The following is a 22,878-nucleotide window of genomic DNA, read 5'->3' as shown; positions in this document are numbered from 1 at the left end:
AGAGGACACATGTTTTTAAAATCTCTAGAAATACGAGGATTTAAATCTTTTGCTGATAAAACAGAATTAAAATTTAAACAAGGCGTTACAGCTGTTGTAGGACCTAACGGAAGTGGAAAGAGTAATATTTCGGATGCGGTAAGATGGGTGCTCGGAGAACAGAGCGTTAAGGTTCTAAGAGGCGGAAAAATGGAAGATGTAATATTTGCAGGAACGCAGTTTAGAAAGCCAGTGGGCCTTGCTCAGGTTTCACTAACCCTTGATAATAGTGATGAAAAGCTCGCGACAGAATATAACGAGGTAGTTGTATCAAGAAGAATATTTAGATCAGGAGAATCGGAATATTTAATAAATAATTCAAAGTGCAGGCTAAAAGACGTAATAAATCTTTTTATGGATACAGGAATTGGTAAGGAAGGTTACTCACTAATTGGACAAGGTAAGATTGAAGCTATATTAAGTGGTAAGCCGGAAGATAGAAGAAATCTCTTAGAGGAAGCTGCAGGTATTGTAAAGTTTAAAAATAGAAAAGAAGAAGCAGAGAAAAAGTTAAGCAATACAGATGAAAATTTAGTTAGAATAAATGATATTTTGTCAACTTACGAAGAGAGAATAGAACCCCTAAGGATTGAAAGAGAGAAAGCATTAGAATTTACTGACTTATCTAATAATTTGAAGAAAAAAGAAGTATCACTTATAGTACATACCATAGACAAAATGGAAGAAGAATTAAAAGGGTTCAATGAAGATTTGAATTTAAAAATTAAAGAAATTGAAGATAAGCGTAAAGAAGTATCTAGTTATAAGTCACAACTTAAAGAACTAGAGATAAAAATAGAAAAGCTAGAAAAGAAGAATTTAGAAGAAAAAGAGAAATATTATAGCTTAAAAGAAACTGTTAGTGAAGATGAAAAAAGTATAGAACTTTATAAAGAAAGAATTAAGAGCTTTGAAGAAAAGATCAATAGGAATAATTATGAGCTGGATGATATTTTAGTTAAGGTAAATCAGCTTAATGAAAACAAGAAGTTATTAGAAAGCGAATTGAGTGAAAGACTAAAGGAACAAAGATTAAGAGAAGAAGATATAGTAAATTTAGAAGAAAACAATATAAAAAGTTCTAAGGAACTTAAAAGTATAGATGAAGAAATAAAATCTCTAAGAGAAGGTGAATTTGAACTTTTAAGAAGTAACTCGGATATGAAGAATGAGATTACTATGCTAAATAAAGATCTCTCGCTAAGAGAAGAGAAAAAAGAAACCCTAAATTCGTCTATATCTTTTCTAGAAAATAATATTGTTATTAATTTAGCGACTTATAAAGACCTAACCAATGAAATTGAAAAGAATAAAGACAATATAAAATTGCTAAATATGCAAATAGTAGAGCATAAGAAAAAAATAGGTTTTCTATCAGCAAATTTAACTAAAAAAGAAAATGAACTTAGAGAATTAAGTGGGACTTTAACAAAACTTGATGCAAATAGATCAATGCTAGAAAACTTGGAAAAGCATTATGAGGGATATAACAGGTCAGTAAAATCTTTAATGGAATCAATTCATAGGGAAAGAATTACGGCTGCAAATGATACTAAAGTCTTAGGTGAAATTTTCACTGTAGGTAAAAAGTATGAAGTTGCTATAGAAATAGCTTTAGGTGCTGCGATTTCAAATGTTATAACAAAAAATGAAGAAATAGCAAAAGTTCTTATAGGATATTTGAAAAAAAATAGTCTAGGAAGAGCGACATTTTTACCTTTAAATATTATAAAAGGAAAGAAGTTAGAATTAGATAGAAGTATAACTGAAGCTAATGGATATATTGGGATTGCAAGTGACATAATATCTTATGATAAAGAGTATAAAAATATAATGGATTATTCTCTAGGAAGAACAATAATCTGTAGTGATATGGACTGCGCTCTTAATATCGCAAGAATCGGAAAATATAATTATAGAATCGTTACTTTGGATGGAGAAATCATAAATCCAGGGGGAGCGTTAACAGGTGGTAGCATAAAGGGGAAAAATTCAAATGTTCTAGGTAGAAAAAGAGAAATTGAAGAATTAGTATTAGATATAAGCAATAAAAAAGAGAAATATGAGGAATTGAAAATACTAGTTCAAGATATCAAGAAAGAAATACAAGACCTAGATGAGGATATGCTGAATAAAAGGGATGAAGTTCATGAGAAAAATATTGAACTTACAAAAAAGGAAAGTGAGATTAAAGGGTTACAGTCTGATACGGATAAGTTAAAGAGAAATCTAGAAACTGCTAAAGAAGAAATAAAAAGAATAGCAGGTGAAAGAGAAGCTATATTAGAAAAGATTAGAGCTAAAGAATCTGAAGTTCAGGTGATTGAAAGTGAAAATACAGCTAACAAGAGCAAAAGTATAGAACTGGAACAGTTAATGAAAATCAAAGTTCAAGAAGTTAACGATAGCGATACTAAGCTTACAGAAATGAAAATCAGTAAGGCTAAGTTGGATGAGGCAATAGAAAATAAAAAGAATGAATTTTTAAGAATAGAAAAAGAAATTAAGGATTTAGAGATTAAAAATGAACTTTTAAATAATGAAAATGAGGAAAATAAAAAAAATATTGAAAGTTTAAATTTAGATATAAAGGCTAAGAATAAGAATATTGAAGAAAATAATATTAATATCAGCAATTTAGAAGTAAACTTTAAAGATGATGAGATATTAAAAGAAAAGTTAAAGCAAGAATTTAAAGAAAAAGATAATGTAATAAGCGGTATTTTGGATGAAGTAAGCTTAAAAGAAATGGAAGTTAATAAGCGAGAAGTAATTAAAGCTAAGAAAGAAAATGATAGGGAGCATGTTTATAAGAAACTTAATGAAGAGTTAGAATTAACTTATGCAGAGGCATTAGATAAATGTGAGCCAGTAGTTGATGAGGAAGCTTTGAAACAAGAAATTTTTGTTACTAAAGGAAAGATAACAAAACTTGGAGTAGTAAATTTAGCAGCAATAGAAGAGTACGAAGAAATTAAAGAAAAGTATGAGTTTATGTCTACTCAGGCAGAGGATTTAGAAAATGCCAAAAGGGAATTAAATGCCGTTATTGAAGAAATGACTAATGAAATGAAAAGTTTATTTAAAGAAAACTTCAAAATATTGAATTATAATTTTGATAAAACTTTTAAAGATTTGTTTAAAGGTGGAAGCGCTGAACTTATTTTAGGTGAAGGTGATGAGCTTACAGCCAATATTGACATAAATGTAGAGCCGCCAGGAAAAAAACTTCAAAATATTAATCTGATGTCTGGTGGAGAGAAGGTTCTATCTGCAATAGCCTTACTTTTTGCAATTTTAAAGATGAAACCAACGCCTTTCTGTATATTGGATGAAATAGAAGCGGCTTTAGATGATGCAAATGTATATAGGTATGCAGAGTTCCTAAAAATGTTTTCTAAAAATACTCAATTTATAATTATAACTCATAGAAAGGGAACTATGGAGGTAAGTGATATTATATATGGAGTAACAATGGAAGAAAAAGGTGTATCAAAGGTAGTTTCAGTAGACTTTTCCGATAGCTAGCATCCGTAAACCTCCTACTTTTAGTGAGAGGTAACGGCTGCAAGCTTCTGGATTAGTTAGACTAAGATTTAAGATGAGATGACTTATCTTAAATCAAGTTTCACTTGAGTAGAAAATTTTAATTAGGAGGAAATGAATTTGTTTGGAAATTTATTTAATAAACTAAAAGAGGGATTAGCAAAGACAAGAGATGGATTGACCGATAAGATAAATGAGGCCTTAAATTTGGCAGTAACTATAGATGAGGATTTATATGAGGAATTAGAAGAAATATTAATCATGTCTGATATCGGTATGGACACAACAGTAGATATTATAGAAAGATTAAGGGGGAAAATCAGAAAAGAAAAAATAAACGATCCTCAAGAAGTAAAACCGGCATTAAAGGAAGTAATTAGAGATATATTACTTGAAGGTACATATGAAGATGACGAAAAAGAAAAGAAAGTAATGCTTATAATTGGGGTAAATGGTGTTGGTAAAACTACATCTATAGGAAAACTTGCAGCAAAGAATAAACAAGAAGGAAAAAAAGTATTACTGGCTGCAGCTGATACATTCAGAGCTGCTGCTATTGATCAGCTTGAAGTATGGAGTTCTAGAGCTGAAGTTGATATAGTCAAACATCAGGAAGGATCGGATCCGGCCGCGGTTGTTTTCGATGCAATAGAAGCGTCAAAGGCTAGAAATGTTGATCTATTAATATGTGATACGGCTGGAAGGCTTCATAATAAAAAGAACTTAATGAATGAGCTTGAAAAGATAAACAGAATAATTGATAGGGAATTGCAAGGCTATAGAAAAGAAACGTTACTAGTTTTAGATGCAACAACAGGTCAAAATGCTGTTATTCAAGCAAAGCAGTTCATGGAAGCTTGTCCTATAGATGGGATAATATTAACTAAATTAGATGGAACAGCAAAAGGTGGTGTTGTTTTATCTATAAAGCAAAGCTTAAATATTCCTGTTAGATACATAGGAGTTGGAGAAGGCATTGATGATCTTCAAAAATTTGATGCAGAAGGATTTGCTGAAGCATTAATATAGGGTTAGATAAGAAATAATAGGCCAATATGTTTGGTCTATTATTTTCTTTCATGTGCCTTAAAAATATTTCTAGAAAAATATATAAAAATTAAACTATGTTTGAATATTTATATGAAAATATATTTCTATAAACACATTTTTAAAGGTACATAGATTTATATAAAAATAGTTTTAAAGATTCATATTTTTAAATTTACATATGAAAATATGTAAATATTTATTGGAAACATCAGGAGTTCAAGGTTTTTGGTTATGAGTATATAAAATATAAATAATTTAAAAGTCATTAATTGCATCAAGAAACTTGAGATATAGAGCCTTGGTGTAAAAAAATAAAAGTGTTAAGTAAAAATACTTGACACTTTGAAATAATCCTGTTAAAATCTCTTTTGTGGGTAAGGTGATTAAATGGAAGATAGAGTTGAGATTTCGTTACTTATGGATTTTTATGGTCCGTTATTAACAGAAAAGCAAAGTGAAATTATGCAGTGGTATTATAATGATGATTTATCGTTAGCTGAAATAGCTGAGCTTAATCAAACGAGTCGTCAGGCTATTCATGATTTAATCAAAAGATGTTATAAACAACTTCTCTCCTATGAAAGTAAACTTAACTTACTTCAAAAGAGTATAAATAGAAAAAAGGAAATTATGAATTTTTTAGAACACTTAAAAAATAAATATTCCATAGATGATGAGGATATTATAAAATATAAAGAAAAGCTAGAAAATTTATAAGGAGGAGTAAACATGGCTTTCGAAGGATTAGGTGAAAAATTACAGGAGACTTTTAGAAAATTAAAAGGTAAAGGAAAGTTGACTGAAAAAGATATAAAAGAAGCCATGAGAGAAGTAAAGCTTGCCTTACTAGAAGCAGATGTTAACTATAAAGTTGTTAAACAATTTATTTCTTCTGTTAGTTCTAAATGTGTTGGAAGTGAAGTTCTTGAAAGTCTAACACCAGGACAACATGTAATAAAGATAGTTAATGAAGAACTTACTAATCTTATGGGTGGAACTGAAAGTAAACTTAATTATAGTAGTTCAGGACTTACAGTTATAATGTTAGTTGGATTACAAGGAGCAGGTAAAACTACTATGTGTGGTAAACTTGCGCTAAACCTTAGAAAAAATAATAAAAAGCCATTATTAGTAGCTTGCGATATTTATAGACCAGCAGCTATAAAGCAATTAGAAGTTGTAGGAAAACAAATCGAAATTCCAGTATTTTCGATGGGAGATAAAGTAAGCCCTGTTGAAATTGCAAAGAATGCAATCACTCATGCAAAAGATAATGGAAATAATGTAGTTATCATAGATACTGCAGGTAGACTTCACATTGATGAAGAATTAATGCAGGAACTAAAAAATATAAAAGATAATGTAAACCCGTCAGAAATATTATTAGTTGTTGATGCTATGACAGGTCAAGATGCTGTCAATGTTGCAGAAAACTTTAATAATGATTTAGATTTAAGTGGAGTTATTTTAACAAAACTAGATGGTGATACTAGAGGTGGAGCTGCACTGTCAATTAAGACTATAATTGATAAGCCAATCAAATATGCCGGTGTTGGCGAAAAAATGAATGATTTTGAAGTGTTCCATCCTGATAGAATGGCATCAAGAATTTTAGGAATGGGTGATGTATTATCGCTTATTGAAAAAGCTCAGGAAGCCATTGATGAAAAGGAAGCAGCTGATTTAGGTAAGAGAATGTTAAATCAAGAATTTAACTTTGAGGATTATCTAATGGCAATGGAACAGATGAAAAAACTTGGACCTTTAAATAAGATTATGGAAATGATACCTGGCTTAAATTCAAAGGAACTTCAAGGAGTTGACTTTGATAAGGGGACTGAGGCTCTTGATAAGACTAAGGCGATTATTCAATCAATGACATTAAAAGAAAGAAGAAATCCAAGTCTTATACTAAAATCTCCATCAAGAAAAAGCAGAATAGCTAAAGGATCAGGTACTAATATACAAGAAGTTAACAAACTCATGAAGGGCTATGAAATGATGAAAAAGAACATGAAGCAAATGAAGTCATTCCAGAAGCAGGCAAAGAAAGGCGGCCTATTTGGCAAGTTACCTTTCTAAGCATTAGAGTTAAAATATATATTTATTATCCTTTAAAGGAGGTGAAATTAAAATGGCAGTAAAAATCAGATTAAGAAGAATGGGTGCTAAGAAAGCTCCTTTCTATAGAATAATTGTTGCAGATTCAAGAGCACCAAGAGATGGTAAGTTCATCGATGAAATTGGATACTATAATCCATTAACTGAACCAGTTGAAGTTAAAATCAACGAAGAAAAAGCTAATGAATGGTTATCTAATGGAGCACAACCAACAGAAGTAGTTAAGAGACTTTTCAATAATGCAGGTCTTACTAAGTAATTTTTGGAGGTGAATTCTGCAGTTAGTACATACTAATTGTAGGCGTTTATGAAGGAATTAGTTGAATTTATGGCTAAATCCCTTGTTGATAACCCAGATGCAGTTACTGTTAATGAGGTAGATGGAGAACAATCCATAATACTTGAATTAAAAGTTGCACCAGAAGATATGGGTAAGATTATAGGTAAGCAAGGAAGAATTGCGAAAGCTATAAGAACAGTTATAAAAGCTGCAGCAGTTAAACAGAATAAACGAGTTATAGTAGAAATCATCTAAAAATTGAGAGTTAGGGAAACCTAACTCTTTTTAAATATACACATTAGAAAAAAGCGCGTAAGCGCAATTGAGAACATTTCGCCTATAAAAAAAGCGCGTTAGCGCAACCAAGATCATTTGCTGTAAAAGATGCGCGTTAGCGCAATTGAGAACATTTCGCTTATAAAAAAGTGTGTAAACGCAACTAAGATAATTTAACTGTAAAAAAGATGCGTTAGCGCAGCCGCGAACATTTCGCCTATAAAAATGCGCGTCAGCACAATTAAGATTAATTCGTATATGAAAAAGCACACGTATATGAGAAGAGTGCGATTAACAATTCGGAACTTGTTAAGTGAAACTAAGATCATATAGGCAATTTAATATCTTTAATAATGAGTTCAAAGAAAAAAGTATATAATAATTTATATAGGGCATAATCAAAAAAAATAATGGATTTCAGTATAAGATACTATTAAAAATAACAACAAGTCAGTATGCTGGTCTATTTTTCGTCATACGCGTCTCTAAGTTATTTTATGCCATTATTCTTCTTATGCTTAAAATGAGGTGAAAAGAGTGGGAAATTTATTTAAAATTGGTCAGATTATAAATACACATGGAATTAAAGGCGAAGTTAAAGTCTATCCTCTAACAGAAGATGTGAATAAATTTAAACGTCTAGAAACTGTTTTAGTAGGTGGAGAGGAAAAGAAAATATTAGGAGTTAAATTTCAAAAAGATAGAGTGATACTAAAAATTGAAGGTATAGACTCTATGAATGATGCTGAGACTTATAAACAAAAATATATTGAAATACCACGCGAAAATGAGCCGGAACTTCCACCTGACACATATTATGTTTCTGATTTAAAAGAATGTACTGTATATGATACTAATGAAAAAGAAATTGGAAGAATTTTCGATGTAATAAGTACTCCTAACAATGATGTATATTGGATTAAGGAACCTAAGGAACTATTAATACCAGTTCTTAGAGATATAGTTCTAGATATAGATATAGACTTGAAAAAAATCATTATTAAGCCAGTAGGTGAATGGCAAGATGAAGATTAGCATATTAACATTATTTCCAGAAATGTTTTCTATTTTCGATCATAGTATAATAGGAAGAGCAAGAGAAAACAACATAGTAGATTTAGAAACGCTAAACATAAGAGATTATACGTTAAACAAACATAAAAAAGTTGATGATTATCCTTATGGTGGCGGTGCTGGAATGGTTATGGCGCCTCAGCCTATAGTTGATACTATAAGGGATGCAAAGTTAAGTAATAAGGGGAAGGTTGTTTTCTTGGGGCCGAGAGGAAAAACTTTCAACCAAGATATTGCTAAAGAGCTTTCTAAGGAAGAAGGACTTATATTTTTATGTGGACATTATGAAGGAATAGATGAAAGAGTTTATAAACATATAGATATGGAAATCTCACTTGGAGATTTTGTGTTGACTGGCGGAGAGATGGCTGCAATTCCGGTCATTGATTGTATATTAAGATTAATTCCAGGTGTTTTGGGAAAAGAAGAGAGTTTTATGGAAGAGTCATTTTATAATGGACTTTTAGAATATCCCCAGTACACTAGACCAGAAGAGTTTGAAGGAGATAAGGTGCCTGAAATTCTGTTATCTGGGCATCATGAAAATATAAGAAAATGGAGAAGACTTAAGTCTCTTGAGGTAACAAAGAAGATTAGATCTGATTTATATAAGAAAATTACATTAACCAAAGAAGATATTAAAATATTAAAAAATAAAAATAATAAATAATTTTTGTTGAAATATAAAACATTATGTGATAATATTAAATTTGTGCTAGTACGGGCGTTCCGCTGTCATACATATGTGTTAAGAACGTCAAATTATCGTTAAGGAGGGAATGCACAATGAACGAAATAATAAGAGCTATAGAAGCTGAACAAATCAGAACTGACTTACCTAAATTTGCTATCGGGGATACTATAAAGGTATACGTTAAGATTCAAGAAGGTAACAAAGAAAGAGTTCAAATGTTCGAAGGTACTGTTATCAAAAAACAAAATGGTGGTTTAAGAGAAACTTTCACTGTAAGAAGAGTTGCTTACGGAACTGGAGTTGAAAGAACATTCCCAATGAATGCACCAATCATCGACAAAATTGAAATCGCTAGAAAAGGTAAAGTTAGAAGAGCTAAACTTTACTACTTAAGAGATAGAGTTGGTAAGTCTGCTAAAGTTAAAGAATTATTAACTAGATAGTATTTAAAAAGGGGACTGTTTCAGTCCTTTTTTTTATTATATGAGAAAATTAATATTAATATGTGATTAATGTACAGTGTATAATTAAGGATGGAAAATTCAAGGAGTTTTCTAATAATAAAAGTCTAAGTGATTTTATTATGATTTGCTACAGGGTGCCTTAAATGGTATGAAATGTGCATTGTGAACTGAAAAATAAATTTAAGGAGGAATTCATATGGCAATTAATTGGTTTCCGGGACATATGAAAAAAACCCAAAGAGAAATTAAAGAAAACTTGAAATTAGTAGATGCTGTAATTGAAATAAGAGATGCTAGAATTCCAAGGAGTTCTGCAAATCCTGATATTGAAAAATTGTTAGAGGGAAAACCAAGAATTATACTTTTAAATAAGAGTGATTTAACCGATGGCAAAGTTACAAAAGAGTGGATAAATTATTTAACCAAAGATGATGTTAAAGTATTAGAGGTTAATTGTTTAAAAGGTGATGGACTTAAGAATATAAAGCCTACATTATTAGCATTACTTAAGGAAAAGCATGATAGATTAAAGGCAAAAGGTATGGTTAATATAACAATGAGAGTAATGGTTGTTGGAATACCTAACGTAGGAAAATCTACATTTATCAATAAAATGGCGAGAAATAATATAGCTAAAACAGGTGATAGGCCAGGAGTTACTAAGAGCAAACAATGGATTAAAACAGGAATTGGGATTGAAATGCTAGATACCCCAGGAGTGTTATGGCCTAGATTTGAAGATGATGAAACAGCTTTGAATTTAGCTTTTACTGGTGCTATAAAAGATGAAATAATGGATATAGAAGAATTAGCTTTGAAACTTGTTGAAAAATTACAAAGTAATTATGAAGAGAAATTAAAAGAAAGATATAAACTTAAAGAAGTTTTTGAAAATCCATTAGATACATTAGATGCTATAGGCAAAAAAAGAGGTACTTTAATTTCTGGAGGACAAATTGACTATAATAGAATAGCTGTTATACTACTTGACGAATTCAGGGGAGGAAAAATGGGCAATATCACATTGGAGCGCCCAGCAGAAGAAAATGATACAGTTTAATGAAGATATAAGATCACTATCATTTGCGGAAATTAAGGAAGAAATACATAAGTTATCTATAGTTGATTTATATAGAAATGATGAACATACAAAACTTATAAACTGGCTAGAAGAAGATAAAAGGAAAAATGTATTATCACTTAAGGAAAAGATTGAGAAAGATTTAGAATCATATTTAAATGAAGTTAAAAGAGTCAAAACAATGTATGAGTTCGATAAATCATTTGGAAGTTATCGATATATAGCTGGTGTAGATGAAGTTGGTAGAGGACCTCTTGCAGGTCCAATCGTAGCTTGTAGTGTTATTCTTGATTTAAATGTTTTAGAAAAAGATTTAATCTTATATATAAATGATTCAAAAAAAGTAAAAGAACATAAAAGGGAAGAACTTTCTGAAATTATAAAAGAAAAGGCATTAAGTTATCAAATAGCAGTTTCTTCTAATAAAGAAATTGATGAAAAAGGAATAGCTTTTGCAAATAATAAAGTGTTTTTAGAAAGTTGTAATGCACTTAGTATAAAACCAGATTTAGTATTATCTGATGGATATTTAATTAAGAACATTGGTATAGAGAATAAATCTGTCATAAAGGGTGATACAAAAAGTGCTAGTATTGCTGCTGCGTCAATTGTGGCAAAAGTGTATAGAGATAAGCTTATGAAAGAGTGTGCTAAGAAATATCCTCATTATGACTTTGAAAATAATGTCGGATATGGCACATCAAAACATATAGAAGCTCTAAAAAAATACGGAAAAAGCGACATTCATAGAAATAGTTTTTTAACAAAATTATTGTAATTAAGTTTTGGTCAAATGAAATTTATATGAATGGTATTTATGTGTTTAAGATAAAGAAGTTGATTTGAAGTCTATAAGAATATTAAAATAAATAATATTCTTATAGATTTTTTTTATTTTATATGCTGTAGCAATAATCCTACATTAAGGGGATACAAAAAGGGTTAGAAAAACTCAGGTGAGTTAAGTAATTAGTTGAGTCTAAAGGCATCTTTTATGTGGTTTATTTTAAAATTTGTACTCTCTAAATTTAGATAAACTTCAATGACATCAAATCTAACATTAATATTAGGTAATCTTTTATAATTAATATAAGAATTAGCCACTTTTATTATGGATCTTTGTTTTGAAAAATTAACAGATTCTCTTGGCAATCCATAATTATCATTATATCTACTCTTAACTTCCACAATAATTAGTAAAGTATTCTTTTTGCATATAATATCAATTTCGCCTAAAAAGTTTTTGAAATTACAATCTAAAATACTATAATCATTCTTTTCTAAATATTTCTTGGCTAAATCTTCGCTAAAACTACCTATATCTTTATTTATTTTTTTCACTATATCACTTCCAATTTTATTTACTGAAACATATTAAAAATTATTAACTGTATTGCTATTATATCTTTGAATTATTAACAATTAAAAAATAAATATAACAAATGTATTTTTATGGAATTAATATTTGGATGTATGTCTATAATTTTTAGTAGGTGATTTATATGGCAGTAAAAATAATTAGTGCAACGCACAATGGATTAGAAGGTTTTTTGATAAAAGTAGAGGTAGATATATCTAAAGGCTTACCGGTATTTAATATTGTGGGCCTTCCAGACACTTCTGTAAAAGAAGCAAAAGAAAGAGTTAGAGCCGCAATATTAAACTGTGGATTTGAATTTCCATTAGGTAGAATTACTATTAATCTGGCCCCGGCGGATGTGAGAAAAATTGGATCTCTTTTAGATTTACCAATCGCGATTGGTATACTAATGGAATCAAATCAGATTTGCAGAAAGAATTTAGAGGATTATATTATATTCGGAGAATTATCTCTATTTGGTGAGCTTAAAGGGGTAAAGGGTACTATACCTATAATAATTGAAGGAGCAAGGAAGGAAATTAGAAAATTTATCTTTCCTTATGAAAACTTAGAAGAAAGTTATTATTTTAAGAATGTTGAATATTACCCATTAAAAAGTTTAAAAGAAGTAGTCTCGCACATTACATATGAAGATATGCTTCCTTATGAGATGGATGAAGATGGGAAAGATGAAGAAATATTAGATTCGCCAGATTACGGAGATATTATAGGACAGTATTCTTCTAAAAGAGCATTAGAGATTGCAGCAGCGGGAAAACACAATATAATTCTTTATGGAGAGCCAGGATGTGGTAAAACAATGCTTGCTAAAGCATTAATTTCAATTTTACCATCTTTATCTCAAGAGGAATTAATAGAAATTGCCAAAATATATAGTGCATGTGGTCTTATGACAAGGATTTCTCGTCTTAACAGACCTTTTAGAGCGCCACATCATACAACTACAAGAATAGCATTAATTGGGGGAGGAAAAGAAATAAGGCCAGGGGAAATAACTCTTGCACATAATGGTGTGCTATTTTTAGATGAAATTTTGGAGTTTAAGAAGGATGTTCTTGAATCTCTAAGAGAACCTCTTGAAGAAAAAAATGTGAATATTAATAGGCTAAGTGGAAGCTATCAAATGCCTGCTGATTTTTTACTAATTGGAGCTTTTAATCCAGTAGAAAACAATGATGATAAAGATTTTAATGATAGCAGATATTATTTAAATACTAAAATTACTAAATATTCTAAGAAATTTTCAAGTGCTTTGCTAGATAGAATTGATATATTAAATTATGTACCTAGACTCAATTATGATGAAATAGAAAACAAAAAAGATTCATACGATTCGAAAGCTATGAAAGAAAATGTACTTAGAGCTAGAGAGATACAAAAACTAAGATTTAAGGATACCATTTATAAATATAATTCAGATATAAAGGGAAAGGATATCTTTGAAATTTGCAGGGTTAGTAAGAAATGTTCGGAGCTTCTAAAAAAATATTATAACACATCAAGTGTATCATTAAGAGGATATGGAAAAGTGATAAAATTGGCAAGAACTATAGCAGATATAGATAATCAAAAGGATATTTTAGAGTTTCATATTCTAGAAGCTTTTAGTTATAGGAAAAATATTAATGGAGAAATTATATAGGTTTAGAAGGGAACGTGTATAAATGAATTATGAATTGTGGTTAATACTTATTGATATAACAAGTTTTCAAAAAATAAAATTAATAAATAAATATAAAACAGCAGAAAATGTATATAATAATTTTGAGGAGATATTAAAAGAAAATGAAACAATATCTAAAAAATTAAAAAATTTTCAAAAAGATGATTTAGACTATGAAGTTTTAAAATTAGAAGAAACATTATATAAAAAAAATATAGGATATATAACATACTCTAATCCTTTATATAAAGAGAAATTGAGCGGGATTTTAAATCCTCCTTATTTCCTTTTTTATATTGGAAATATAGACATTATAAATAATAAATCTATAGGTGTAGTAGGGGCAAGAAAATGCTCAAATTATGGACTAACTGTAACAAAACTCTTGACAAAGGAGCTTATTACTAATAATATAACGCTTATAAGCGGAGGTGCAAGAGGAATTGATTCAATTGCACATAAAACAGCTTTAGAGAATGATGGATATAACATATGCGTATTAGGATGTGGAATAGATAGAGCTTATCCATCTGAAAATAAAATGTTGTTTTCTAAAATAGCAGAAAAAGGCGTAGTAATTTCAGAATTTTTACTTGGTACAGCGCCATTAAGAGAAAACTTTCCTAAAAGGAATAGAATAATTAGTGGTCTTAGTGATGGTGTAATAGTTATAGAAGCTTCAGAAAAAAGCGGATCTTTAATAACAGCTAGACTTGCGCAGCAGCAGGAGAAAAAAGTTATTGCTGTTCCAGGATCTATATTATATGCTGGAGCAAGTGGCTCTAACAAACTGATTAGAGATGGTGCTAGTATATGTACTGATATAGAGGATTTAAGAGTTTTACTTAGTTTAGAACATATTGAAATTCAACCAATGAATTTTACACCAGAGAAAAGTGAAATACTAGAGTTAATTACAGATTCACCAATTCACATAGATGATATTTTTAAAAATACGTCTGTTGATAGAGGAGCTTTATACGCATTATTATTTGAAATGCAAATAAAAAGTGAAATTATTTGTCTACCGGGAAATTACTATGTGAAAACAATTTAAAAATGTGTAGGGGGTGAATACTTCATAAATTTTATGGAGTTATACTATGGGTCAAAAACTTGTAATTGTTGAGTCGCCGGCTAAAGCAAAAACAATCGGCAAATATTTGGGTAAGAATTATATTGTAGAAGCATCAATGGGACACGTAAGAGATTTACCTAAGAGTACATTAGGTGTTGATATAGAAAATAACTATACTCCTAAGTATATAACTATTAGAGGAAAAGGAGAATTAATAGATAAACTAAGAAAGGCTGCAAAAAAAGCAGAAAAGGTTTATCTCGCAACCGACCCCGATAGAGAAGGTGAAGCGATTTCGTGGCATTTAGCCAATATATTAAAAATTTCAGAGGATGAAACATGCAGAATTGTATTTAATGAGGTTACAAAGACAGCTGTAAAAGCCTCTATAAAACAAGCTAGAAAAATAGACTTGGATTTAGTTGATGCCCAACAAGCAAGAAGAATATTAGATAGACTTGTTGGTTATGAAATAAGTCCGATTTTATGGAAAAATGTAAAGTGGGGACTTAGTGCAGGAAGAGTACAATCAGCTGCTTTAAAATTGATTTGTGACAGAGAAAAGGAAATAAATGAATTTATACCAAAGGAATATTGGTCAATAGACTGTACACTTAAAAAAGAAAAAAAGAAATTTCCAGTTAGGCTATCAACATATAAAGGAAAGAAGATTGAGATTGGAAATGAAGAAACATCAAATGGAATTATAAAAGAGCTTAATAAGGGAAACTTTGTAGTAAAAAGTATAAAAAAAGGTAAGAAAAATAGAAATCCGCTTCCACCTTTTACAACAAGTACTCTTCAACAGGATGCAAATAGAAAATTAAATTTCATGACAAAAAGAACCATGTCGATTGCGCAAGTTCTTTATGAAGGTGTTGAAGTTAAAAATTATGGTACAGTCGGATTGATAACATACATGAGAACTGATTCGGTAAGAATTTCAGAAGAGGCTCAAGAAAGCGCAAAAGAATTTATAGAAGGTACTTATGGAAAAGAGTATCTTCCAGGTGCTCCTAGAGTATATAAAGGTAAGAAAAATATTCAGGATGCTCATGAAGCGATAAGACCTACTTATGTAGAGATTACACCTGAAATTGCTAAAGAAAATTTAAATCCAGAGCAATATAAATTGTATTCTCTAATATGGAATAGATTTGTTGCAAGTCAAATGGCGTCATGCGAATTAAATACACACTCAATAGATATAGAAAATGGAGACTATAAATTTAAAGCATCTGGTTCAGTAATCTCTTTTGATGGCTTTATGAAAATATATGAATACTCAAATGAAGAAGATGAGAATTCTGTAATATTACCAGAGCTTAAGGAAAATGAAGAGTTAAAAGTGGAATCACTAAATGGAACACAACATTTTACACAACCACAGCCAAGGTATACTGAAGCATCTTTTGTTAAATTATTAGAAGAAAAAGGTATAGGCAGACCTAGTACTTATGTTCCAACAATTTCAACTCTTCTAGGAAGGAATTATGTTATTCGTGAAAAGAAGAATCTAATTCCAACTGAACTTGGTGAAATAGTAAATAATATTGTAAGTGAATATTTTAGGCAAATAGTTGATGTTGATTTTACGGCAGATATGGAGAGAAAGCTTGATGATGTAGAAGAAGGATCTGAGAATTGGACTCAAATAGTAGAGGAATTTTTTAGTCCGCTAAAAGTTGCTATTGAAAAGGCTGAAAAAGAAATATCTAAAGTAGTAATTGAAGATAAGGTCAGCGATGTAAAATGTGAAAAATGCGGTCGTATGATGGTTATTAAAAGAGGAAGGTTTGGAGAATTTTTGGCATGTCCTGGATATCCGGAGTGTAAGAATGCTAAACCTATAGTTGAGGAATTAGATGTTCCATGTCCTGAATGTGGAAAACCAATTGTAGCTAAGAAGAGCAAAAAGGGAAAGAAATTCTTTGGGTGCTTAGGTTACCCTGAATGTAAATTTGTAAGTTGGTATGAACCAGTAAAAGAAAAATGCCCTAATTGTAATTCCTATATGGTAGCAAAGTATTCGAAAACAAAAGGAAACTATATACAATGCTCAAATAGTGAGTGTAATTATAAAGAGGAAGTAAAAAAAGATAACTCAAAAGAAGAGTAGAAATAAATACGAAGAAAACAGCTTTATAAGTAAATAAGTGATATTATTTTGTCGAATCTAATAAAAAGAGTGTTGAAAAGCAAGATTTTATATGATAAACTAGTCTTGGTAGCAACTTGTAAAAAAATTCAATAAATTAAGAATTTTCTAACAATAATATTCTTTTGCTAAATAATATTGTTATACAGCTGCCAAGGAGGATTATAATATGTCATCATTATTAACTAAAACTAGAATGTTAAATAAGATTCTGCAGAAATCTGGTACAGAACCTGTAGCATTTCAAGATATATGTACATTATTAAGTGAAGTTCTTGAATGTAATGTGTACATAATAAGCAAAAAGGGGAAAGTACTTGGATATACTTTTGGTAAAGATTTTGAATGTGAAGCCATGAAGAAAAAAGTAATAGAGGATAAAAAATTTCCAGAAGATTATAATAAGACATTGTTGGAAGTTAATGAAACATTATCTAATCTCCCTAATGAAGGTAGATGTGTATTTCAAGAGATTGGTAAGTGCAAGAAGGTAGATAAGCTATCAACAATAGTTCCTATTATAGGAAGTAGAGAAAGACTAGGAACATTAATTTTAGCTAGATTCGGTAATCCATTTACTGATGAGGATTTAGTTATAGTAGAATATAGTGCGACAATTGTAGGTATGGAAATGCTTAGAGCTATGCAGGATGAAATAACAGAAGACACTAGGAAAAAAGCAGTAGTTCAGTTAGCTATAGGAACTCTTTCGTACTCAGAATTGGAAGCAGTTGAACATATTTTTGATGAGTTAAATGGAAATGAAGGACTTTTAGTGGCTTCAAAGATAGCGGATAAAGTTGGTATAACTAGAAGCGTTATAGTAAATGCACTTAGAAAATTTGAAAGCGCAGGAGTGATTGAATCAAGATCACTTGGAATGAAAGGTACTTATATTAGAATATTAAATGAAAAGCTAATAGATGAGTTAAAAAAGATTAAATAATAGATAGCTATAGACAAGTAATGGTCTATAGCTATTTTTTTATTCTTTTGGAATTTATAATTCGGTAAAATCTGTGAACAATTTTTGGGACGGGTAATTAACTAAGGGAGTATCTAAAAGAATGAAAAATAAATCGTATTCTCCAACTATATTTCTCTTAGATGTGTTCGAAAAGGTAGAAGCGTAAAAAACTCTTGCTTAACAGCTTCAGAGATTTTCTTCTAAAGAAAAGTAAAAAATAAATTTTGAAGCACAATAATACAAATAATAATATATAGTTTATTCCATTTGTGTATAAGATTTAACTATTTTGAGAAGACTTTAAGATGATTAATAAAATTTTATTAAATACAAATAATGTGCATATTTTTATTTATGCAAGTTAAATTGAAAAATTTTTGTTGATACCATAAATACCTTATGATATACTACTTAAGGTAAGAAATACACACACTATCCAATTTATAGATTTGGTGCCCTTATTTTAAGGGAAATTTATAAGATGAAGATAGTGGAGGTAAAAACCAAGGAGGTAACAAAATGTCAGTAATATCAATGAAACAATTATTAGAAGCAGGTGTACACTTCGGTCACCAAACAAGAAGATGGAATCCTAAAATGGCTCCATATATCTTCACAGAAAGAAACGGGATCTATATAATAGACCTTCAAAAAACAGTTAAGAAAGCTGAAGAAGCTTATAACTTCGTTAAGCAAGTAGCTGAAGAAGGAAAAGATATACTTTTCGTTGGAACTAAGAAACAAGCTCAAGAAGCAATACAAGAAGAAGCTATCAGAAGTAACATGCATTTCGTAAATAATAGATGGTTAGGTGGAATGTTAACAAACTTCTCAACTATCAGAGGTAGAATAAGAAAATTAGAACAAATTGAAAAAATGCAAGAAGATGGAACTTTTGACGTTCTTCCTAAGAAAGAAGTTATAAAGCTTAAAGGCGAAATGGAAAAACTTGAAAAGAATCTTGGTGGTATCAGAAACTTAGATGCATCAAACGTTGGAGCAATGTTTATAGTTGATCCAAGAAAAGAAAAAAATGCTATCTTAGAAGCTAAGATTTTAGGAATACCAGTTGTTGCTATTGTAGATACTAACTGTGATCCAGAAGAAGTTGACTACGTAATCCCAGGTAATGACGATGCTATTAGAGCTGTTAAATTAATAACTGCTAAAATGGCTGATGCTATTATGGAAGGAAGACAAGGCGAACAATTAGCTGAGTAGTTTATATAAACTTTAAAAGGGTAAGTGAGTTCACTCCAACTGCCCTTTTATTAGGTGTTAAGGATTACTTTCGATATAGAGGAGGAATTAAATTTATGGCAAATATAAGTGCACAATTAGTTAAAGAACTAAGAGAAATGACTGGAGCTAAAATGATGGATTGTAAGAAAGCTCTAGTTGAAACAGAAGGAAGTATTGAAAAGGCTGTTGAATTCTTAAGAGAAAAAGGACTTGCAGATGCAGCTAAGAAGTCAGGTAGAGTTGCTGCTGAAGGTATAGTTAAGACATATATTTCAGATGATAAGAAAACAGGAACAGTTCTTGAATTCAACTGTGAAACAGACTTTGTTGCATTAAACGAAGAATTTGTTGGTTTTGCTGATAAGTTAGCTAAAATGGTAGCTGAAACTTCAGTTAAAACAGTAGAAGAACTTCTTGAAGAAAAGTTTGATGGAGAAGCAACAGTAGCAGAAAGTTTAAAAGCTTTAATAGCAAAACTTGGTGAAAACATGTCAGTAAGAAGATTTACTAAATTCGCTATTGATAATGGAATAGTTAGTAGCTATATTCATGGTGGTGGAAGAATTGGAGTTTTAGTAGAAGTTTCTTGTGATAAGGCTTCAGAAGTTTTAGATGAAGTTGCAAAAGAAGTTTGTATGCAAATTGCAGCAGCAAACCCATTATTCTTAGGTAAAGATGATGTTGATGCAACATCTATGGAAAAAGAAAAAGAAATCTATAGAGTTCAAGCTTTAAATGAAGGAAAACCAGAAAATATCGTTGAAAAAATGGTAATGGGAAGAATTCAAAAGTACTTTAAAGAAGTTTGTCTTTTAGAACAACCATGGGTAAAAGATTCTGATAAGACAATCAATAAATTCTTAGAAGAGAAATCTAAAGAGGTTGGTTCTCCAGTTAAGATAACTAGATTCGTAAGATACGAAAGAGGAGAAGGAATCGAAGTTGAAAAGGTAGACTTTGCTGAAGAAGTTGCAAGACAAATCGGTAAATAGTTGGAACCTAAAGAGAACACTTTGTGTTCTCTTTTTTTAAGAAATAAAGTACATATACTTATTAAAAAGGTTTTATTGATCCCTAAAATATTCAGGAGGTAATTATAAATGGCAGATTGTAAATACAAGAGAGTAATTTTAAAGCTTTCAGGAGAAGCATTAGCAGGAGTTAATGGATTTGGGCTTGATTTTAGTGTAGCAAAAAGAATTGCGCTTGAAATTAAAGAATTAATTGATATGGGCGTTGAAGTAGGAACAGTAGTTGGTGGCGGAAACATTTGGAGAGGTAGAAGTGGAGAAGGCATGGACAGAACTACTGCAGATTACATGGGAATGATGGCAACTTGTATAAATGCATTAGCGCTACAAGATTCTTTAGAACAAGTTGGAGTTAAAACAAGAGTACAAACTGCTATAGAAATGAAGGAAATTGCAGAACCATTCATAAGAAGAAGAGCAATGAGACACTTAGAAAAAGGAAGAGTTGTTATATTTGCTGCTGGTACAGGAAATCCATATTTTTCAACAGATACTACTGCAGCACTTAGAGCTGCTGAAATTGAAGCGGATGTAATTCTTTTAGCTAAAAAGGTTGATGGAGTTTATGATAAAGACCCTCATAAGTATTCAGATGCAAAAAAATATGATACACTATCATATATAGAAGTATTAGAACAAGGATTACAAGTAATGGACTCTACAGCAACTTCATTGTGTATGGACAATGAAATTCCTATCCTTGTATTTGGGTTAGATGAGCCGGGAAATATTAGAAGAGCTATGTATGGAGAAAATATAGGTACATTAGTTGCAACACAACCAAGAAAATAATAGGCGAGTATGCTTGTTTATTTTGTGCCATTGGAAGCTCAACTCACATGCGCTCGCTGAGTAAGCGATTCACACCAAATCATAGAGTTGGGTTATCTGCTAATCAGTAAACTCTACTAATAGCCCTGCTATGAGCAGAATTTATTTCCTTGTGTGACGCGAAATATACGTTGCATCTTTGGTCTATTATTTCTTTTATGTCTTTAAAAAGAAATAGGAGGAAAAATCATGATTAAGGATATTATTCAAAATGCAGAAGAAAAAATGAAAAAAACAATATCTGTATTAAAATCAGATTTATCAACAATGAAAGCAGGAAGAGCGAACCCTACGATGCTTGATAGAATTCATGTTGAATATTATGGAAGCATGTGCCCACTTAGCCAAGTAGCTAATGTTTCAGCTCCAGAGCCAAGAGTACTTATGATAACACCGTGGGAAAAGCCTCTATTGAAAGAGATAGAAAAAGCTATATTGAAATCAGATTTAGGATTAAATCCTTCAAGTGATGGTTCAATCATCAGACTAGTAATACCAGAATTAACAGAAGAAACTAGAAAAACTCTTGTTAAAAATGTTAAGAAAACAGGAGAAGAAGCTAAAGTAGCTATAAGATCAATAAGAAAAACTGCTAATGATAAAATAAAAGCCTTGAAAAAGGATGAGGATTTATCAGAAGATCAAGTAAAGAAAGCTGAAGATGAGGTTCAAAAGAAGACTGATGCAGTTGTAAAGGAAATAGATTCTATAATTGCTGCAAAAGAAAAAGAAGTCTTATCGGTTTAAATTTTAAAGCCTGCTAGAAAAGCAGGTTTTTTCCTTAAGCAGAATTTAGAATTTAGTATATGAATAATTTATTCTTTGAACAAGCTGAAGAGTAAAAATCTAAATATATTATTTGGATTGGTTAATTTAGTTAACTCATTTTTAGATAAAAGATAAGTTGTAAAGTAAATTTTTCCTCGGGACAAGTGAAATATAGATTCAATATCTATAAGAGTAGAATATTTGTGAAATTGTTGAAAAGTAATACATATTATTACATTTTGTTTAAATGAGGATAATTAGTAAAGACTTTATTGTTGACTTCATATAAAAAAGGTTTAGTATTAATAATGTATATAAAGAATATATGCGGGTAGGTCAAGTTTTTCTAATAAACTAGGGGGAGAAAGATGTTAAATATATTTAAATCAAAAAAGGAATTTAATCAAGATTTTGACTTGGATATGAATAACATACCAAATCATATAGCTATAATAATGGATGGAAATGGACGATGGGCAAAAGAACAGAATTTACCTAGAAGTATGGGACATAAAGCAGGAGTAGAGACTATTAGAAGGATTTTAAAGGAAGCAACAAGGCTCGGAATAAAAAATCTGACTTTATATGCTTTTTCAACTGAAAATTGGGCTAGACCTAAAGATGAAGTAGGAACACTAATGAAGCTTTTAGTAACTTATCTAAAAAAGGAACTAAAAGAATGCCATGAGAATGGAGTTAGAATGAATGTTTTAGGAGATACTTCGAAATTACCCAAGGAATGCCAGAATGCATTAGAAGAAGCTTTAGAAACCACTCGAAATAATACAAAAATAAATTTGAATTTTGCACTAAATTATGGTGGTAGAAATGAAATTGTCAGAGCTATAAAACTTATTAATTCAGATATAAAGAATGGCAAATTAAATGAAGAAGATATTAATGAAGCTTTAGTAGAGAAGTATTTATATACAAAAGGGATACCTGACCCTGATTTAATTATTAGACCATCAGGGGAACAAAGGCTTAGTAACTTTTTATTATGGCAATGTGCTTACTCAGAATTTTGGTATTCTGATATTAATTGGCCTGATTTTAAAGAAAAAGATTTAAGAAAAGCTATAGCGGATTATCAAAATAGAGATAGGCGCTTTGGAAAAGTTAAATAGAGGAGTG

General features: G+C 30.4%; 21 protein-coding genes. 20 read left to right on the top strand and 1 reads right to left on the bottom strand.

The features are described 5' to 3' along the window. Positions 1–9 precede the first annotated feature (9 nt). From smc to L3B96_RS01290, 11 genes are all read left to right on the top strand, one after another. On the top strand, positions 10–3,567 hold the full coding sequence (gene smc / locus L3B96_RS01340; RefSeq protein WP_238858624.1) for a chromosome segregation protein SMC: 3,558 nt from the start codon (positions 10–12) through the stop codon (positions 3,565–3,567). 138 nt (positions 3,568–3,705) lie between these two features. Then, the gene (gene ftsY, locus L3B96_RS01335; protein WP_077305277.1) at positions 3,706–4,614 is read left to right on the top strand and encodes a signal recognition particle-docking protein FtsY; all 909 of its coding nucleotides are present in this window, start codon (positions 3,706–3,708) and stop codon (positions 4,612–4,614) included. Positions 4,615–5,022: 408 nt separating this feature from the next. Continuing rightward, positions 5,023–5,352 carry a putative DNA-binding protein gene (locus L3B96_RS01330; RefSeq protein ID WP_011968512.1) on the top strand — a complete coding sequence of 110 codons (330 nt, stop codon included), beginning with the start codon at positions 5,023–5,025 and terminating at the stop codon, positions 5,350–5,352. Positions 5,353–5,364: 12 nt separating this feature from the next. Continuing rightward, positions 5,365–6,717, top strand: coding sequence for a signal recognition particle protein (ffh, locus tag L3B96_RS01325; RefSeq protein ID WP_011968513.1), 1,353 nt, complete (start codon positions 5,365–5,367; stop codon positions 6,715–6,717). 52 nt (positions 6,718–6,769) lie between these two features. Continuing rightward, complete coding sequence (gene rpsP / locus L3B96_RS01320) at positions 6,770–7,015, top strand: 30S ribosomal protein S16 (RefSeq protein WP_008424801.1); 246 nt, start codon at positions 6,770–6,772, stop codon at positions 7,013–7,015. 48 nt (positions 7,016–7,063) lie between these two features. Next, the gene (locus L3B96_RS01315; RefSeq protein ID WP_011968514.1) at positions 7,064–7,291 is read left to right on the top strand and encodes a KH domain-containing protein; all 228 of its coding nucleotides are present in this window, start codon (positions 7,064–7,066) and stop codon (positions 7,289–7,291) included. Between the two features lie 558 nt (positions 7,292–7,849). Then, positions 7,850–8,347 carry a ribosome maturation factor RimM gene (gene rimM / locus L3B96_RS01310; protein WP_077305279.1) on the top strand — a complete coding sequence of 166 codons (498 nt, stop codon included), beginning with the start codon at positions 7,850–7,852 and terminating at the stop codon, positions 8,345–8,347. Next, entirely contained in the window at positions 8,337–9,056 is a 720-nt protein-coding gene (gene trmD, locus L3B96_RS01305) for a tRNA (guanosine(37)-N1)-methyltransferase TrmD (RefSeq protein WP_238858623.1), read from the top strand. The genes rimM and trmD overlap by 11 nt, the downstream gene beginning before the upstream one ends. Before the next feature lie 116 nt (positions 9,057–9,172). Further along, the gene (rplS, locus tag L3B96_RS01300; RefSeq protein ID WP_011968517.1) at positions 9,173–9,523 is read left to right on the top strand and encodes a 50S ribosomal protein L19; all 351 of its coding nucleotides are present in this window, start codon (positions 9,173–9,175) and stop codon (positions 9,521–9,523) included. A gap of 217 nt (positions 9,524–9,740) precedes the next feature. Next, positions 9,741–10,604: a ribosome biogenesis GTPase YlqF gene (gene ylqF, locus L3B96_RS01295; protein WP_011968518.1), complete on the top strand. Its 864-nt coding sequence runs from the start codon at positions 9,741–9,743 to the stop codon at positions 10,602–10,604. Further along, positions 10,591–11,403, top strand: a complete 813-nt coding sequence (locus L3B96_RS01290; RefSeq protein WP_077305283.1) for a ribonuclease HII — start codon at positions 10,591–10,593, stop codon at positions 11,401–11,403. The genes ylqF and L3B96_RS01290 overlap by 14 nt, the downstream gene beginning before the upstream one ends. Before the next feature lie 191 nt (positions 11,404–11,594). Here the strand turns inward: L3B96_RS01290 and L3B96_RS01285 are convergent, their stop codons facing one another. Next, on the bottom strand, positions 11,595–11,966 hold the full coding sequence (locus L3B96_RS01285; RefSeq protein WP_238858622.1) for a YraN family protein: 372 nt from the start codon (positions 11,964–11,966) through the stop codon (positions 11,595–11,597). A 161-nt stretch (positions 11,967–12,127) separates the two neighbouring features. Here L3B96_RS01285 and L3B96_RS01280 point away from each other — a divergent pair, with 161 nt between their 5' ends. The 9 genes from L3B96_RS01280 (at position 12,128) to L3B96_RS01240 (ending at position 22,871) form a co-directional block, all read left to right on the top strand. Further along, entirely contained in the window at positions 12,128–13,648 is a 1,521-nt protein-coding gene (locus tag L3B96_RS01280) for a YifB family Mg chelatase-like AAA ATPase (RefSeq protein ID WP_077305287.1), read from the top strand. Between the two features lie 22 nt (positions 13,649–13,670). After that, on the top strand, positions 13,671–14,726 hold the full coding sequence (gene dprA / locus L3B96_RS01275) for a DNA-processing protein DprA (protein WP_238858621.1): 1,056 nt from the start codon (positions 13,671–13,673) through the stop codon (positions 14,724–14,726). Positions 14,727–14,772: 46 nt separating this feature from the next. Next, complete coding sequence (topA, locus tag L3B96_RS01270) at positions 14,773–16,866, top strand: type I DNA topoisomerase (RefSeq protein WP_039772254.1); 2,094 nt, start codon at positions 14,773–14,775, stop codon at positions 16,864–16,866. Between the two features lie 208 nt (positions 16,867–17,074). Continuing rightward, positions 17,075–17,851, top strand: coding sequence for a GTP-sensing pleiotropic transcriptional regulator CodY (gene codY, locus L3B96_RS01265; protein ID WP_011968524.1), 777 nt, complete (start codon positions 17,075–17,077; stop codon positions 17,849–17,851). A 540-nt stretch (positions 17,852–18,391) separates the two neighbouring features. Then, entirely contained in the window at positions 18,392–19,093 is a 702-nt protein-coding gene (rpsB, locus tag L3B96_RS01260; RefSeq protein WP_011968525.1) for a 30S ribosomal protein S2, read from the top strand. Between the two features lie 95 nt (positions 19,094–19,188). Then, positions 19,189–20,106 carry a translation elongation factor Ts gene (gene tsf, locus L3B96_RS01255; protein ID WP_011968526.1) on the top strand — a complete coding sequence of 306 codons (918 nt, stop codon included), beginning with the start codon at positions 19,189–19,191 and terminating at the stop codon, positions 20,104–20,106. 108 nt (positions 20,107–20,214) lie between these two features. Continuing rightward, entirely contained in the window at positions 20,215–20,937 is a 723-nt protein-coding gene (gene pyrH / locus L3B96_RS01250; protein ID WP_011968527.1) for a UMP kinase, read from the top strand. A 228-nt stretch (positions 20,938–21,165) separates the two neighbouring features. Then, on the top strand, positions 21,166–21,723 hold the full coding sequence (frr, locus tag L3B96_RS01245; protein WP_011968528.1) for a ribosome recycling factor: 558 nt from the start codon (positions 21,166–21,168) through the stop codon (positions 21,721–21,723). A 389-nt stretch (positions 21,724–22,112) separates the two neighbouring features. Beyond that, positions 22,113–22,871 carry an isoprenyl transferase gene (locus L3B96_RS01240; protein WP_011968529.1) on the top strand — a complete coding sequence of 253 codons (759 nt, stop codon included), beginning with the start codon at positions 22,113–22,115 and terminating at the stop codon, positions 22,869–22,871. Positions 22,872–22,878: the final 7 nt, after the last annotated feature.

Origin of the sequence: Clostridium sp. YIM B02569 (genome assembly GCF_022320765.1) — a bacterium.
GTDB classification, from domain to species: Bacteria; Bacillota; Clostridia; order Clostridiales; family Clostridiaceae; genus Clostridium; species Clostridium beijerinckii.
Note: the sequence above shows the minus strand (reverse complement) of the source record. Positions and strands in the feature narration are given on the sequence as shown.

Coding starts and splice junctions, on each gene's coding strand:
- rplS (WP_011968517.1), top strand. CDS start 9,173: ATGAACGAAATAATAAGAGCTATAGAAGCTGAACAAATCAGAACTGAC.
- L3B96_RS01280 (WP_077305287.1), top strand. CDS start 12,128: ATGGCAGTAAAAATAATTAGTGCAACGCACAATGGATTAGAAGGTTTT.
- dprA (WP_238858621.1), top strand. CDS start 13,671: ATGAATTATGAATTGTGGTTAATACTTATTGATATAACAAGTTTTCAA.
- L3B96_RS01290 (WP_077305283.1), top strand. CDS start 10,591: ATGATACAGTTTAATGAAGATATAAGATCACTATCATTTGCGGAAATT.
- L3B96_RS01315 (WP_011968514.1), top strand. CDS start 7,064: ATGAAGGAATTAGTTGAATTTATGGCTAAATCCCTTGTTGATAACCCA.
- ylqF (WP_011968518.1), top strand. CDS start 9,741: ATGGCAATTAATTGGTTTCCGGGACATATGAAAAAAACCCAAAGAGAA.
- codY (WP_011968524.1), top strand. CDS start 17,075: ATGTCATCATTATTAACTAAAACTAGAATGTTAAATAAGATTCTGCAG.
- ffh (WP_011968513.1), top strand. CDS start 5,365: ATGGCTTTCGAAGGATTAGGTGAAAAATTACAGGAGACTTTTAGAAAA.
- pyrH (WP_011968527.1), top strand. CDS start 20,215: ATGGCAGATTGTAAATACAAGAGAGTAATTTTAAAGCTTTCAGGAGAA.
- rpsP (WP_008424801.1), top strand. CDS start 6,770: ATGGCAGTAAAAATCAGATTAAGAAGAATGGGTGCTAAGAAAGCTCCT.
- trmD (WP_238858623.1), top strand. CDS start 8,337: ATGAAGATTAGCATATTAACATTATTTCCAGAAATGTTTTCTATTTTC.
- frr (WP_011968528.1), top strand. CDS start 21,166: ATGATTAAGGATATTATTCAAAATGCAGAAGAAAAAATGAAAAAAACA.
- rpsB (WP_011968525.1), top strand. CDS start 18,392: ATGTCAGTAATATCAATGAAACAATTATTAGAAGCAGGTGTACACTTC.
- topA (WP_039772254.1), top strand. CDS start 14,773: ATGGGTCAAAAACTTGTAATTGTTGAGTCGCCGGCTAAAGCAAAAACA.
- smc (WP_238858624.1), top strand. CDS start 10: ATGTTTTTAAAATCTCTAGAAATACGAGGATTTAAATCTTTTGCTGAT.
- L3B96_RS01330 (WP_011968512.1), top strand. CDS start 5,023: ATGGAAGATAGAGTTGAGATTTCGTTACTTATGGATTTTTATGGTCCG.
- tsf (WP_011968526.1), top strand. CDS start 19,189: ATGGCAAATATAAGTGCACAATTAGTTAAAGAACTAAGAGAAATGACT.
- L3B96_RS01240 (WP_011968529.1), top strand. CDS start 22,113: ATGTTAAATATATTTAAATCAAAAAAGGAATTTAATCAAGATTTTGAC.